Genomic DNA, 15,342 nt, shown 5'->3' with positions numbered 1-15,342 from the left:
GCGCGTGCGTACCTTGGAGCTGTTTCCATGAAAATGACTTTCCCCGGCGCGGGCGCCCGAGCGCGCCTGCCGTTTACCCTTGGCGTTGCCTTGGCCGCGCCCTTCGCCCATGCCGCGCCCGCTGAAGAAGCGCGGACGCTGGATACGCTGGTGGTCACCGCCGCTGCACCGTCCTCGCCATTGCACTGGGTGACCGATCCGCGCCTGCCGCGACAGCCGGTGCCGGCCAGCGATGGCGCCGATTACCTGAAGACCGTTCCCGGCTTTTCCGCCATCCGTAATGGCGGCACCAACGGCGACCCGGTGCTGCGTGGCATGTTCGGTTCGCGGCTGAACATCCTCAGCAACGATGGCAATCTGATTGGTGCGTGTCCCTCGCGCATGGACAACCCGCTGTCCTACATCTCGCCGGAGAGCTTTGACCGGCTGACCATCATCAAGGGCCCGCAGAGCGTGCGCTGGGGCGCGGGTGCGTCTGCGGGCACCGTGCGTTTTGAGCGTGATACCCCGCGTTTCGACGAGCCGGGGCTGCGTGCCGATGCCAGCACGCTGGTCGGTTCGCGCAACCGCAACGACCAGGTGCTGGACCTCACCCTGGGCAATCCGATGGGCTATGTGCGTGCCAGCGGCAATCGCTCCGAAGCCGACGACTACAAGGACGGCAACGGCGATGTGGTTCCGTCGAAATGGCGCAAGTGGAATGGCGACGTAGCCGTTGGCTGGACGCCTGATGCCGATACCCTGCTCGAAGTATCCGCCGGTGCCGGCGATGCGATCGCGCGCTACGCCGGGCGCGGCATGGACGGTGCCGCGTTCGAGCGCACCAGCTACGCCGCGCGCTTCGAGAAGCGCAACCTGCCCGGGGCGTGGGACACGCTGCAGGCCAACGTGTACTACAACGAAGCCGACCACGTGATGGACAACTACACGCTGCGCGAACCGAACCCGCACAGCATGATGCCGATGCCGATGGCGTCGAACGTGGATCGCCGCACGCAGGGTGGGCGCATCAGCTCCGAATGGCGCTGGCAGGACGTGCAGCTGGTGGCCGGCGTCGACGGCGAGGACAGCCGACATCGCGGCCGCATGGGCATGGGGCGCGACACCTACAAACAAGCAAGCTGGAGCACCGACGCCAATTTCCGTCGCTACGGTGCGTTCACCGAACTGACCCTCGGCGCCGGCACCGGCCAGCGCTGGATCGGCGGCCTGCGCGTCGATCGTGCCAGTGTGCGCGATGAGCGCGCCGGCATCGGCGGCATGATGATGCCCATGCCCAATCCCACCGCCGGCCAGCGCCGCAGGGAATGGCTGGGCAGTGGGTTCCTGCGCTACGAACAGGATCTCGCCGATGGCCTGACCTGGTATGCCGGGCTGGGCCACAGCCAGCGCATGCCCGACTACTGGGAACTGTTCTCGCCCGATCATGGGCCGGCAGGTGCGGTGAACGCGTTCGCTGGCATCCAGCCCGAACGCACCACCCAGCTCGACGTCGGCCTGCAATACAAGGGCCCGCGCGTGCAGGCCTGGGTCTCCGCCTATGCGGGGCAGATCCAGGACTACATCCTGTTCACCTATCGCGGCAGCGGCATGATGGGCATGAGCCAGGCCGACAACGTGCAGGCGCGCATCGCCGGTGCCGAGGCCGGCGTGCAGCTGCAGCTCGACGCGCAGTGGAAGCTGGGTGGCACCCTGGCCTATGCCTGGGGCGAGAACCGCGACCAGCATCGCCCGTTGCCGCAGATGCCGCCGCTGGAAGCGCGCCTGAGTGCTGACTGGGAAGGCCAGCGCTGGAGTGCCGGCGCGCTGGTACGCGCGGTCACCCATCAGCATCGGGTCGCGGACGGGCAGGGCAACGTGGTGGCGCAGGACCTCGGGCAGAGCAGCGGTTTTGCCACGCTGGCGCTCAATGCGGCCTATCGTTTCAGTTCGCAGCTGCAGCTCAGCGCCGGTGTCGACAATCTGTTCGACCGCGCCTACAGCGAGCATCTGAATCTGGCCGGCAGCGCCGATTTCGGCTTCCCGGCCGATCCGGTACGCATCAACGAGCCCGGCCGCAGCCTGTGGATGAAGGTGAACTACCGGTACTGATCTGCCGGAAGAAGGCCGGCGTCCAAAGAAAACGGGGTCGGATCCCCGCCAGGTTCCGACCCCGCCCGGCGCCCTCGGCCGGGCCTCCCGACTCTACGACGGCGTCGCCGCTCATGGCGCGCCGGGATACATCCCGACATACGCCGACACCGTGCTGCAGACCCTTGCATGGAATGGGCGCACAGCGCTATCGCAGTACCTGTTCCACACCGGTAAACGCTTGGCACATATCGCTTCTGCGGGGCCTTGCCTACACTCGGCGGCCGTGGATCGCTCAGGATTGTTCATGTTGGCTCGTATCGCTTCGACCCTGGCCCTTGGCCTCAGCCTGGCCGTGCTGGCCGGGTGCGCAGGCAAACAGGAGGCCGCCGCGCGTCGGCAGGGCGAAGCCGTGCCGGTCACCGCGCAGGTCGTGCAGGCGATGCAGTGGAGCGACACGCTGCAGGCGCTGGGCACGGCCAAGGCGCGCGAGTCGATCAGCGTGACCGCCAAGGTGAGCGAGATCGTCGAGCGCGTGCATTTCGAAAGTGGCCAGCAGGTCGCCGCCGGCGCGCCGCTGGTGACCCTGCGCGGTCAGGCCCAGGAAGCCGCATTGGTGCAGGCGCAGGCGACCTTCCGCGAAGCCGACCAGTTGTACAAGCGCCAGCGCGAACTGGCGGCACAGCGGTTGGTGTCCAGCGCTACCCTGGATACGCAGAAGTCGATCCGCGACGCCGCCGAAGCACGCGTGGCGCAGATGCAGTCGGACATCGGTGATCGTCGTGTGCGCGCGCCGTTCGCCGGCGTCCTCGGCATCCGCCAGATCAGCCCGGGCACGCTGCTGACGCCGACCACGGTGATCGCCACCCTCGACGACGTCGAGCGCATGCACATCGATTTCCAGGTGCCGGAAGTGGAGCTGGCCGCGCTGACCATCGGCGACAAGGTGCAGGCCACCAGCGTGGCCTGGCCGGGCCGCACCTTCGAAGGCGAGGTCAGCACCATCGATGCACGCATCGACCCCGCTACCCGTGCGGTAACCGTGCGTGCCGACTTCGCCAACGGCGACCACGCACTGCGTCCGGGCATGCTGCTAGACGTGCGTCTGTTCCATCCCGATCGACCCGCACTGGTGGTGCCGGAAATTGCCGTGGTGCAGGTCGGTCGCGACAGCTTCATGTACCGCATCAAGGCCGATGACACCGTCGAACGCGTGGACGTGGTCACCGGCGCGCGTCGCGCTGGCGTGGTCGAGATCAAGCAGGGCCTGCAGGCAGGCCAGCGCATCGTGGTGGACGGCACCGGCAAGCTGCGTGCAGGCCTGAAGGTGGCGGCCACCGACGCCGCGCCCGCCAGTGGCGCGCAACCGGTGACGGCTGAAGCACCGGTCGCTGCCGAGGGTCACGGCGGATGAAGCTGTCTGACATCTCCATCCAGCGGCCGGTGTTTGCCGTGGTGATGAGCCTGCTGTTGCTGGTGCTGGGCGTGATGTCCTTCACCCGCTTGACGCTGCGCGAACTGCCGGCCATCGACCCGCCGATCGTTTCGGTGTCGGTGGACTACACCGGTGCCTCGGCAGCCGTCATCGAGAGCCGGATCACCCAGGTGCTGGAAGACGCGCTGGCCGGCATCGAGGGCATCGATACGATCAACGCACGCAGCACCAACGGCCGTTCGCAGGTCAGCATCGAATTCACCTCCAACCGTGACATCGAAGCGGCGGCCAACGACGTGCGCGATGCGGTCAGCCGCGTGGCCGACCGCATGCCCGAAGAGGCGCGGCCACCGGAGATCGCCAAGGTCGAGAGCGATGCCGACCCGATCATCTGGTTCAACATGGTGTCCTCGACCATGGACACGCTGGAACTGAGCGACTACGCCGACCGCTACGTGGTCGATCGTTTCTCCAGCCTCGATGGCGTGGCCCAGGTCCGCATCGGCGGCCGCCAGCGCTATGCGATGCGCATCTGGCTGGACCGTGACCAGCTGGCCGCACGTGGCCTGACCACCGGCGATATCGAAACCGCGCTGCGCAACGAGAACGTGGAACTGCCGGCCGGCCGCATCGAATCCACCGACCGCGATTTCACCCTGCGCGTGGAGCGCAACTACATCAAGCCCGAAGACTTCGCGACCATCCCGCTGGGCAAGGGCAGTGATGGTTACGTGGTGCGCATGGGCGATGTGGCGAAGATCGAGCTGGCCTCGGCCGAGCGCCGCGCCTACTACCGCAGCAACGGCGAGCCCGGCATCGGCCTGGGCATCGTCAAGACCTCCACCGCCAACTCGCTGGACGTGGCGCGCACCGCGCGCGCCGAGGCCGAACGTGTTGCGCTGACCCTGCCCAAGGGCACGCAGATCTTCGTTGCCTTCGACAACACCACCTTCATCGAGGCCGCTGTCGACCGCGTGTACGCCACGCTGGTGGAGGCGATGATCCTGGTGCTGGCGGTGATCTGGCTGTTCCTCGGCAGTTTCCGCGCGGCGTTGATTCCCGCAGTGACGGTGCCGGTGTGCCTGGTGGCGGCGTTCATCGCGCTGTATGCGTTCGACTTCTCGATCAATCTGCTGACCCTGCTGGCGCTGGTGCTGTGCATCGGCCTGGTGGTGGATGACGCGATCGTGGTGGTGGAGAACGTGCAGCGCCGCATCGACCTCGGCGAACCGCCGCTGGTGGCGTCCAAGCGCGGTACCGCACAGGTGGCGTTCGCGGTGATTGCCACCACCGCCGTGCTGGTGGCGGTGTTCCTGCCGGTCGGTTTCCTGGAAGGCAACACCGGGCGCCTGTTCCGTGAACTGGCGGTGGCCCTGGCCGCAGCGGTCGCGCTGTCCGCGTTCGTCGCGCTGACGCTGACTCCGATGATGGCCTCCAAGCTGCTCAAGCCGCATACCGGGCAGGCACCGCGCGGGCTGCACGGTTTCATCAACCGCAATCTGGAACGCCTGGCCGGCGCTTACGGTCGCGTGCTCGATCATCATGTCGATCGCACGTGGATCTATCTGCTGGTGATGGTCGCAGCGCTGGCGGCCAGCTGGCTGCTGATCAAAGTTCTGCCCTCGGAACTGGCCCCGGCCGAAGATCGAGGTTCGTTCCAGATCATGATCGATGGCCCGGAGGGCGCCGGCTACGACTACACCGTGCAGCAGGTGCAGCAGGTCGAAGCGCTGCTGGCCCCGCATGTGGGCGCGGACAAGCCGATCGTGCGCGCCAACCCGCGCGTGCCCGGCGGCTTCGGCGCAAGCGAGGAAATGCACACCGGCCGTGTCAGCGTGTTCCTGCAGCCGTGGCGCCAGCGCAGCGAAGGCACGCCGGAAGTAGCCAACGAACTGCAGAAGGAACTGGACACCATCCGTGGCGTGCGCGTACGCACCCAGGTCGGTGGCGGCCTGGTGCGCAGTGGCGGGCAGCCGTTCCAGATCGTGCTGGGTGGCCCGGAATATGCCGAGATCGCGCAGTGGCGCGACCGCATCCTGCTGCGCATGGCCGACAACCCCGGCCTGGTCGGTCCGGACTCGGACTACAAGGAAACCCGTCCGCAGATGCGGGTGAACATCGACCGCCAGCGTGCGGCCGACCTTGGCGTGCCGGTCACCGCGATCGGTTCGGCGCTTGAAACGATGATGGGCTCGCGCCGCGTGACCACCTTCGTCGACAACGGCGAGGAGTACGACGTGCTGGTCCAGGCCGGCCGCGATGGCCGCGCAAGCCCGGCCGACCTCGCCGCGATCCGCGTGCGTGCGACCTCCGGCGAACTGGTGCCGTTGTCCAACCTGGTCACGCTGAGCGAAGTAGCCGAAGCGGGTACCTTGAACCGCTTCAACCGGCTGCGCTCGATCACCATCAGCGCCGGTCTCGCACCGGGCTATCCGCTGGGCGAGGCCATCGCCTGGGCGCAGCAGGTGACCCGCGAAGAGCTGCCGCAGTACGCGCAGGTGAACTGGAAGGGCGAATCGCGCGAGTACCAGAGCGCGGGCGGCGCGGTGCTGCTGACCTTCGCCATGGCCCTGCTGGTGGTGTATCTGGTGCTGGCTGCACAGTTCGAGAGCTTCATCCACCCGCTGACGATCATGCTGACCGTGCCGCTGGGCGTGCTCGGTGCGCTGGTTGGCCTGTGGCTGAGTGGCGGCACGGTGAACCTGTTCAGCCAGATCGGCATCGTCATGCTGGTAGGCCTGGCGGCCAAGAACGGCATCCTGATCGTCGAATTCGCCAACCAGCTGCGTGACGACGGGCGAACCGTGCGCGAAGCGATCATCGAATCGGCGATGGTGCGCCTGCGTCCGATCCTGATGACCTCGATCGCCACCGTGGTCGGCGCGATTCCGCTGGTGGTGGCCGGTGGCCCGGGTTCGGCCAGCCGTGGCACCATCGGCATCGTGATCATCTTCGGCGTCACCCTGTCCACCTTCCTGTCGCTGTTCGTGGTGCCGGCGTTCTACGCGCGGCTGGCCCCGTATACCCGCTCGCCAGAAGCGGTGAAGCGCGAGCTGGAGAAGCAGGAGGCCGACTCGCCGTCGGTCGGTGGTCATGCCTGAGCCGGCGCGCATTCTGCAGGGCGAAGGCTTCCTCCTGCGGCCCTGGCGCAGCGATGACCTGGAGTCGCTGCTGCGCCACGCCAACGACGCGGACGTCTCGCGTGGACTGCGTGACCGCTTCCCGTATCCGTACACCCGCGAGGATGGCGAAGCCTTCCTGGGCGGGCGCGTGCTGGCCCCCGGCACCCTGAACCTGGCCATCGAGATCGACGGCCAGGCCTGCGGCAGCGTGGGCGCCCAACAGGGTGTGGCCGAGCGCGGGCATACCGCTGAACTGGGCTACTGGCTCGGCCAGGCCCATTGGGGACGGGGCCTGATGACCGGTGTGGTCGGTCTGTTCGCGCCCTGGGTGATGGACGAGCTTGGCCTGTTCAGGCTGCAGGCCACGGTGGTCGACTTCAACCTGGGCTCGGCCCGGGTACTGGAAAAGAACGGTTTCCAGGAAGAGGGCGTGGAGCGCTGCGCCGTTTACAAGCGCGGCGTCCTGCATGACCTGCGCCGATTCGCCCGGGTGCGCACGCAGCTGCCCTGAACACGCGGGCTGGCCGCTGTAGAGCCGAGCCCATGCTCGGCTTGGGCCCCTGACGGCAGCCGAGCATGGGCTCGGCTCTACAAAACAGCGCTATCGCAGCGACCGTCGATCAGGGAGAATCGACCGGTCCCTTCCAGCCGACGGGACGTCCTCACAACCCGCCGACTGGAGAGAGCGCGCGTGGAAGCTACCGTACATTTCATCAACAGCATCATCTGGAGCAAGGCGCTGATCTTCATGTGCCTGGCCGCCGGCCTGTTCTTCAGCCTGCGCACCCGCTTCATGCAGATCCGTGGTTTCGTCGAGATGTGCCGCCTCACCGTGTCTGGTGAGAAATCCGACGCCGGCGTGTCCTCGTTCCAGGCCCTGGCCATGTCGATGGCCGGCCGCATGGGCATCGGCAACATCGCCGGCGTGGCCACCGCCATCGCCTTCGGCGGCCCCGGCGCGATCTTCTGGATGTGGGTGATGGGCTTCCTCGGTGCATCCACCTCGTACGTGGAATGCACCCTGGCGCAGATCTACAAGACCAAGGATGCCGAAGGCCGCTACCGCGGTGGCCCGGCCTACTACATCGAAAAGGCGATGGGCCTGAAGTGGTATGCCATGGCCTTCGCCATCGCCACGATCATCGCCGCCGGTTTCCTGATGCCGGGCGTGCAGGCCAACGCCATCGCCGACAGCGTCATCAATGCCTGCCGTGGCACCGCGCTGTGCGGTCCGCTCGATGGCCAGGCCTTCGGCATGGAATCGGCGCAGGCGCTGAAGCTGGGCATCGGCATCGTCGTCGCCCTGCTGCTGGGCGTGGTGATCTTCGGTGGCGTCAAGCGCATCGCCAACTTCGCCGAAGTGGTGGTGCCGTTCATGGCGGCCGGCTTCATCCTGATGGCCATCGTCATCATGATCATCAACTACGACCGCGTGCCGGAAATGTTCGGCATCATCTTCAAGAGCGCCTTCGGTACCCACGCCGCGTTCGGCGCGATGATGGGCCTGGCAGTGGAGTGGGGCATCAAGCGCGGCATCTACGCCAACGAGGCCGGCCAGGGCTCGGGTCCGCACGCTGCGGCGGCTTCGGAGGTCTCGCACCCGGCCAAGCAGGGTTATGTGCAGGCCTTCGCCATCTACTTCGACACCATGATGGTGTGCACCGCCACCGCGTTCCTGATCCTGGCCAGCGGCACCTACAACGTGTATTCGCCGGTGGCCGGCGCCGAGCCGATCTTCCAGGGCCTGGCCGGCATTCCCGAAGGTGCTGGCTACGCGCAGGCGGGTGTGGAAGCAGTGCTGCCGGGCTGGGGTTCGGCCTTCGTGTCCATCGCGATCTTCTTCTTCGCCTTCACCACGATCATGGCCTATTACTACATGGCCGAAACCAACCTGACCTACGTCAACCACAACAGGAAGCGGCCGCTCACCGTGCTGCTGCTGCGCCTGGGCATCATCGGCATGGTGGTGTTCGGTGCCTTCCACAACGCCACCCTGGCCTGGGCGCTGGGCGACATCGGCGTAGGCCTGATGGCCTGGCTGAACATCATCGCCATCCTCATCGTGCAGAAGCCGGCCATGCTGGCCCTGCGCGATTACGAACGACAGAAGAAGCTCGGCCTGGATCCGATCTTCGACCCCGATGCCCTGGGCATCAAGAACGCCGATTTCTGGCGTCAACGCAAGCTGGAGTTGTCCCGTAGTGAATGATCCCTGGAAGAATGCCCGCCGCCCGTCGTCGCGACCGCCGCGGGCCACCCCGCTGCCACCGCGTGAGGGCGGCACCCCGCCGCCACCGGGGCGTGGCAACGACGAACTGCGCCTGTATGGCTGGAACGCGGTGCAGGCCCTGTTCGCCAAGCGTCCGCAGGCGCTGCGCAAGCTGTACCTGGTGGATTCACTGATTCCGCGCATGCAGCCGGTGCTGAAGTGGTGCGTGGCCAACCGCGTGGGCTACCGCGTGGTGGAAGAGGGCGACCTCAACAAGCTGGCCGCTACCACCCACCACGAAGGCCTGGTGGCCGACGTGCTGCGCGCGCCGGTGGTGCCGCTGGCGCAGTGGCTGGCCGAACTGGGCGAAGGCCCGGCGCTGGCACTGTGGCTGGATGGCGTCGGCAATCCGCATAACTTCGGTGCGATCCTGCGCTCGGCCGCGCACTTCGGTGCCAAGGCGCTGCTGCTGCCGGCCAGCAGCACGCTGGCACTGTCCGGTGCGGCCGCACGCGTGGCCGAGGGCGGTGCAGAGTCGGTGCCGCTGGTGCAGCTGCCTGAAGACGCAGAAGCGATGGCGCAGCTGCGCGCGGCCGGTTTCGGCCTTGCCGCGACCCTGGTCGACGGTGGCGATGACGTGTTCCGCGCATCGTTGCCGGCCCGCCTGGTCTACGTGATGGGCGCGGAAAGTGAAGGCATGGATCGCGGCCTGGCCAGCCAGTGCGACCAGCAGCTGTCGATTCCCGGCAGTGGCGCGGTTGAAAGCCTGAATGTCGCTTCCGCCACGGCCGTGCTGCTGGCGCAGTGGGTCAGCCAGCGCCGCTGATGGGCGGGTCTGCGGGCGCCGGGTAACGCCGGTGCCCGCGGATCGGAGCAGATCCACGTCGTGCGGGATTTCTTCGTGCCGGGAAGGTGCCTCCTGCGTTGCACTACGCAAGGCGCGCACGGTTCACCGGTAGCGCCGGGCAACGCCCGGTGGATTTCCTGACAGTGCGATGCGCAAAGCATGCATGACGAATTGAAAGTTTCCTTATTGGTGTGCCGTTCCCGGCGACGCAGGGTGGAAGTCCATCCAACGTCGTACAGGAGTGGTCCCCATGCATCATCCTCCCCGCAGTACGGTGCGTGTCTGCCTGGTACTGGCATTCAGTGCGCTTGCCGCCGTGTCCGCGCAGGCCAACGAGCGCACGCTCGACGGCGTCAACTTCACCGGCCCGCTGATCACCCCCAATCCTGCCGGTATGCCGGCAGGTCGCTGGTACGTCGAACCCTATCTGGTGCGGGTCGACAGTTCCTCGTCCTTCGACCACAACGGCGACCGTCAGCGCAGCGACGAGCGCAGCGGCGCGTGGGCGATGGTGGTGCCCATCGCCTACGGGTTCAGCGAGCGGGTGACCGCCCAGGTCAACCTCAGTGCCTCGCGTGCAGAATCAGGCAATGCGCGCAGCAGTGGTTTCCGCGCCGGCGACACCACCGCACGCCTGCAGTACCTGCTGCAGCCTTCCAGTGCCGATGGCACCACCCCGGCGGTGTCAGTTGCGCTTGTGCAGCGCTTCAGCACCGGCAGTCACGACCGGATCACCGGCAACCCGCTCGACGCCCAGGGTGACGGCACGCAGCGCACCGTGGCTGCGCTGGCGGTGCAGCAGGTGGTGTGGCTGGCGAACGATCGCCCGCTGCGCTGGCGCGCGCAGCTCAGTGCCGGGCCATCGCCCTCACGCACTGCGATTTCCGGCGGCAGCGTGTATGGCACCGATGACGGCTTCCAGGGACATATCGCGCGCGGTTCGGTGCTGGGCCTTTCGGTGGGTGCCGAATACAGCTTCAACGAACGCTGGGTGGGCGTCATGGAAATGGCCGCCAGCCGTGAAAGCGGCCAGCGGCTGACCGGCTTCGCACCGGACGCGGCCGGTACGCTCCAGCGCATCGATGAGGCCCGTCCTGCCAGCCGCAACCTGACCTTCGCGCCGGCGATCGAGTACCACTTCAGTCCGTCGCTGGGGGTGATTGCCGGCGTCGAATTCACCGTTGCCGGTCGCAATACCGGCCGCATCATCAGCCCCCAGGTCGCCCTGGGCATGTTCTTCTGATGGGGGCCCTGCGATGAATGTCGAATCGATCGTCAATGCCGTTCTTGCCGTTGTCTGGAGCCCGTACCTGGTGGTGCTGTGCCTGGCGACGGGTCTGTACTTCAGCGTGCGTACCCGCTTCATCCAGCTGCGTGCGCTGCCGGACATGCTGCGCCTGATGTTCCGCCACGAGCGCTCCGATGCCGGTGTCTCGCCGTTCCAGGCGTTGTCATTGTCGTTGTCCAGCCGGGTGGGCGTAGGCAACATCGCCGGTGTCGCCATGGCCATTGCCTTCGGCGGTCCCGGCGCGATCTTCTGGATGTGGGTGGTCGCCTTCCTCGGTGCCTCAAGCGCGTTCATCGAGTCCACCCTGGCGCAGATCTACAAGGATCGCGATGCCAAGGGGCAGTATCGCGGTGGTCCGGCGTACTACATCGAAAAGGGGTTGGGCCAGCGCTGGTACGCCGTGCTGTTCGCGCTGGTCACGGTGCTGGCGGGAGCGATGCTGGCGGGTACGCAGTCCAACGCCATCACCAGTGCGGTGAACGAAGCGTGGGATGTTCCGGTAATGGTCACCACCGGTGTGCTGCTGGTGGTGTTGGCGGCGATCCTGCTCGGCGGCGTGCGTCGCATCGCGCGCGTCGCCGAATGGGTCGTGCCAGTGATGGCCGTGGCGTATCTGCTGGTCACTGCGGTGGTGATGGTACTCAACATCGAGCGAGTGCCTGAGGTCATCGCCCTGGTGCTGCGCAGCGCATTCGGTGTTGACGCCGCATTCGGCGCGATGATCGGCACCGCGATCCAATGGGGGGTGCGTCGTGGCGTGCTGTCCAACGAAGCGGGCATGGGCAGCGGCGCGCATCCTGCCGCCGCAGCGGAAGTGTCACACCCGGTGAAGCAGGGGCTGGTGCAGTCGTTCTCGGTGTACATCGACACCATGGTCGTGTGCAGCGCGACGGCCTTCCTGATTCTCTCCACCGGGCTCTACAACGTCTACGACCCGGCGGTGAACGGTGTGCCCGATGAGGCACGACTGCTGCTGGGCAACCTTCCTGGCGTGGAAGCGGGGCCGCGCTTCGTGCAGCACGCGGTGGAGTCGGCCTTGCCCGGCTTCGGCAAGTCATTCGTCGCGCTGGCGATCCTGCCTTTCGCCTTCACCACCATCCTCGCCCTGTACTACATGGCCGAGACCAACGTCAGCTACCTCTGCCGCGATCGTCCCCGACAGTGGGTGATGGGTGCCTTCCAGCTGCTGTTCCTGGCTGCTACGGGCTACTCGGCGATGAAGAGTGCGACAGTCGCGTGGGCGCTGGGCGATATCGGCGTAGGCATGATGAGCTGGCTGAACATCATCGCCATCCTGCTGCTGCAGCGGCCCGCGCTGGCAGCACTGCGCGATTACGAGAACCACCGGCGCCACGGGCGTGATCCGTTGTTCAATCCGAAGCTGCTGGGGGTTCGCAATACCAGCGTGTGGGCGGAGTAAGTGCCCAGGCAGGTAGCGCCGGGATGGCCCGGCGCTACCTGGTCAAGCGTTGATCCACGTCATGCGTGGATGCGGCTTCACTCGTTCGGCGGCGTGGTGGCCTTCGCTTCACTGCCGAAACTGCCATCGGCTTCGGCGGCCAGATAGGCAAACACGGTGTAGGCCGCCACGTTCTGCGCCAGCGCCTTCGGGTCGATCTTGTCGAGCGTGTCGTCGGCGGTGTGGTGCAGGTGGAAGTAGTCCGAGCCATCCTGCGCCAGCCACGCCCATGCACCGCCCTTGGCCGCCAGCGGGCCGACGTCCGGGCCCGGGCCACCCTTGTCGGCCTGGTACTCGATGCCCAGCGGCTTCATCACCTCGGCAATCTGCTTCGTCGCCTCGCGCGAGCCTTCCGGGTTCGGCGAACCAGTGTTGAAGGCGTAGATGCGGCCGGCACCGAAGTCGCTCTCGGCGGCCAGCTGATGCAGGGCCACGTCCTTGGCGTGTGTCTCGGCGTAGGCCTTGCCGCCATACAGACCCTGTTCTTCGTTGGCGAAGGCGATCACGCGGATGGTGCGCTTCGGCGCCTGCTTGAGCTGGCCGATCAGATGGCCAGCGGCCATGGTGATGCCCACGCCTGCGCCGTCATCGACCGCGCCGGTGCCCAGGTCCCACGAATCCAGATGGCCGCCGATGACGACTACTTCCTTCGGCAGCGTGCGGCCGGTGATCTCACCGATCACGTTGTACGAGGTCGCCGTGCCATCCCAACCGCAGTCCAGCGCCACCTTCACCGTGGTCGCGCCACGGGCGAGCAGGCGTGCCAGCTGGTCGGCGTCGGGCACCGACAGCGCCGCCGACGGTACCGGCGTCAGGCCATCATCGAAGCGGGTGATGCCGGTGTGCGGCACGCGGTGCGAATCGGTACCGGCCGAACGCATCAGGAAGCCGACCGCGCCCTTGCGGATGGCCTCGGACGGGCCCTTGCTGCGGATCGCGCCGCCGCGGCCATAGTCGCGGCCATCGCGGAACGGCAGCATCTGGTAATCGACGAAGGCGATCTTGCCCTTCAGCGAACCGGCCGGTGCGGCCTGCAGCGCAGCCAGATCGGCGAAGCGCACCACCTCGGCTTCCACCGTACCGCCCGGGCTGCCACCCAGCGCAGTGATCTGCAGCGGCTGCGGGTTCCTGCCGGTCACCGCAGCGTGTTCACTACGGCGCTCCCACTTCGGGAAGGTCACCGGTTCCTTCCATACCTTGTCAAAGCCCAGAGCCTTGAACTTGGCTTCGGCCCAGGCCACGGCCCGGGCGTCGGCCTCGCTGCCGGCGATGCGCGGGCCGATCTCGGTGGTCAGCGATTCGACCACCTTCCAGCCGGTGTCGTCGGCCAGCGCCTGGTCGCGCAGCTGTGCGGCGGTGGCCAGCGAGGCCGGCGGCAGGGTGGTGGCATGCGGCGCCGCGAAGGCCGGCGCGGCCAGCAGGGCGAGGGAGGATGCGATGGCAAGGACGCGGCGACGCATGGACAGCTCCGGGAAGGGTGTAAGCCTTGGAGCTTAACAGTCGTTCAGCGCCGCGCATGGGTGGGAGGTCATGGCCGCTGCGGATGCTGTTTTCCGCCAGATGCAGCAAAGCGAAAGCCCCGCCGGAGCGGGGCTTTCGCGTGTCATGTAGAGCCGAGCCCATGCTCGGCTGCCGTTTCCAGATCAGCCGAGCGTGGGCTAGGCTCTACAGGCGGCGGGTGCGCCAACGGCGCCCGACACCTTATTTCTTCAGGCTGTCGCGGATCTCGCGCAGCAACACCACTTCTTCGGCCGGTGCAGCCGGTGCCGCTTCCTTCTTGCGCGACAGGCGGTTGATCACCTTGATCACCAGGAAGATGGCGAAGGCCACGATCACGAACTGGATCAGCGTGTTGATGAAATCACCGTAGCCGATCACCACGGCCGGAATCTCCTTGCCATCGGCGCCGATGCTGGCCGGCGACAGCGTCCACGCAAGCTGCGAGAAATCGACCTTGCCGATCAGCATGCCCAGCGGCGGCATGATGATCTTCTCCACCAGCGCGGTGACGATCTTGCCGAAGGCCGCGCCGATCACCACGCCGACGGCGAGGTCGATGACGTTGCCGCGCATCGCGAATTCCTTGAACTCGGTGAGCATTCCCATTGTTGTTTTTCTCCTGAGGGCGAGGGGGGACAGCGCGCAGGGTAGCGCAGGTGATGTCAGCCGGCGATCACGCCGTGGCGCTCGGCCACGTTCTCAAGGCGTGCGCTGAAACGGTCGCCGGGCTTCAGCGCGGCCACGCCGGACGGCGTGCCCATGAACACCAGGTCGCCAGCACGCAGCTGCCACAGCTTGGACAGCTCGTGCAGGATCTCCGGCACGTTCCAGATCATCTGATCGAGCAGGGACTGCTGGCGTACTTCGCCGTTGATCTCCAACGACAGGTTGAGCGCAGCCAGGTCACCGACTTCACCGGCATGCACGATCTCACTGATCGGCGCGGAGGCATCGAAACCCTTGGCCGAATCCCACGGGTGGCCCTTTTCCTTGGCCGCGGCCTGCAGGTCGCGGCGGGTCAGGTCCAGGCCCACGGCATAGCCATAGACCAGTGCCTCGGCATCGGCCACGGCCAGCTCGCCGGCGGGCGCGTCACGGCCGATCGCCACCACCAGTTCCACCTCGTGGTGCAGGTTGCTGGTGGCGGGCGGGTAGGGGATCACATCGTCGTGGCCGACCACGATGGCGTCGGCCGGCTTGGTGAAGAACATCGGGCGGCCGCGATCGTCTGCTGCAGGCACGGCAGCGCCCATCTCACGCGCATGGTCGGCGAAGTTGCGGCCGACGCAGTAGATGCGGTGCACAGGAAAACTGCCGCCGCCAACAACCGGTACACGCGGCGTGGCTGCAGCAGGGATCACATCGGAGACATCGGACATGCGGGCATCCAGGAAGGGAGTGCCCGCAGTCTA

11 protein-coding genes are annotated in these 15,342 nt (G+C 66.9%); 8 read left to right on the top strand and 3 right to left on the bottom strand.

Annotated features, from left to right (window positions below; translation table 11 throughout):
• The first annotated feature begins 27 nt into the window (after positions 1–27).
• The 8 genes from QP457_RS17315 to QP457_RS17280 all read left to right on the top strand — a co-directional run bounded on the left by QP457_RS17315 (position 28) and on the right by QP457_RS17280 (position 12,391).
• Positions 28–2,091, top strand: coding sequence for a TonB-dependent copper receptor (locus QP457_RS17315; RefSeq protein ID WP_205406415.1), 2,064 nt, complete (start codon positions 28–30; stop codon positions 2,089–2,091).
• Between the two features lie 286 nt (positions 2,092–2,377).
• Positions 2,378–3,484, top strand: coding sequence for an efflux RND transporter periplasmic adaptor subunit (locus QP457_RS17310; protein ID WP_100553417.1), 1,107 nt, complete (start codon positions 2,378–2,380; stop codon positions 3,482–3,484).
• Positions 3,481–6,606, top strand: coding sequence for an efflux RND transporter permease subunit (locus QP457_RS17305; protein WP_100553416.1), 3,126 nt, complete (start codon positions 3,481–3,483; stop codon positions 6,604–6,606). The genes QP457_RS17310 and QP457_RS17305 overlap by 4 nt, the downstream gene beginning before the upstream one ends.
• Entirely contained in the window at positions 6,599–7,138 is a 540-nt protein-coding gene (locus QP457_RS17300; protein ID WP_180165763.1) for a GNAT family protein, read from the top strand. The genes QP457_RS17305 and QP457_RS17300 overlap by 8 nt, the downstream gene beginning before the upstream one ends.
• 180 nt (positions 7,139–7,318) lie before the next feature.
• Positions 7,319–8,836 carry an alanine/glycine:cation symporter family protein gene (locus tag QP457_RS17295; protein WP_205406416.1) on the top strand — a complete coding sequence of 506 codons (1,518 nt, stop codon included), beginning with the start codon at positions 7,319–7,321 and terminating at the stop codon, positions 8,834–8,836.
• A 52-nt stretch (positions 8,837–8,888) separates the two neighbouring features.
• A complete protein-coding gene (locus tag QP457_RS17290; RefSeq protein ID WP_240196724.1) occupies positions 8,889–9,662 on the top strand; it encodes a TrmH family RNA methyltransferase in 774 nt (257 codons plus the stop codon).
• 271 nt (positions 9,663–9,933) lie between these two features.
• Entirely contained in the window at positions 9,934–10,926 is a 993-nt protein-coding gene (locus QP457_RS17285) for a hypothetical protein (RefSeq protein ID WP_205406418.1), read from the top strand.
• Positions 10,927–10,939: 13 nt separating this feature from the next.
• Positions 10,940–12,391 carry an alanine/glycine:cation symporter family protein gene (locus QP457_RS17280; protein ID WP_205406419.1) on the top strand — a complete coding sequence of 484 codons (1,452 nt, stop codon included), beginning with the start codon at positions 10,940–10,942 and terminating at the stop codon, positions 12,389–12,391.
• 77 nt (positions 12,392–12,468) lie between these two features.
• Here the strand turns inward: QP457_RS17280 and QP457_RS17275 are convergent, their stop codons facing one another.
• The 3 genes from QP457_RS17275 to QP457_RS17265 form a co-directional block, all read right to left on the bottom strand.
• Positions 12,469–13,890, bottom strand: coding sequence for a M28 family peptidase (locus tag QP457_RS17275; protein ID WP_205406420.1), 1,422 nt, complete (start codon positions 13,888–13,890; stop codon positions 12,469–12,471).
• Between the two features lie 241 nt (positions 13,891–14,131).
• On the bottom strand, positions 14,132–14,536 hold the full coding sequence (mscL, locus tag QP457_RS17270; RefSeq protein WP_046985469.1) for a large-conductance mechanosensitive channel protein MscL: 405 nt from the start codon (positions 14,534–14,536) through the stop codon (positions 14,132–14,134).
• A gap of 56 nt (positions 14,537–14,592) precedes the next feature.
• Positions 14,593–15,309 (bottom strand): fumarylacetoacetate hydrolase family protein, encoded by a 717-nt coding sequence (locus QP457_RS17265; protein ID WP_100553410.1) that lies wholly within the window; start codon positions 15,307–15,309, stop codon positions 14,593–14,595.
• Positions 15,310–15,342 lie beyond the last annotated feature (33 nt).

Source organism: Stenotrophomonas sp. As-7, from assembly GCF_030291015.1.
Lineage (GTDB): Bacteria > Pseudomonadota > Gammaproteobacteria > Xanthomonadales > Xanthomonadaceae > Stenotrophomonas > Stenotrophomonas lactitubi.
The sequence above is the reverse complement of the archived record's forward strand: the minus strand, read 5'-3'. Positions and strand labels throughout refer to the sequence as shown.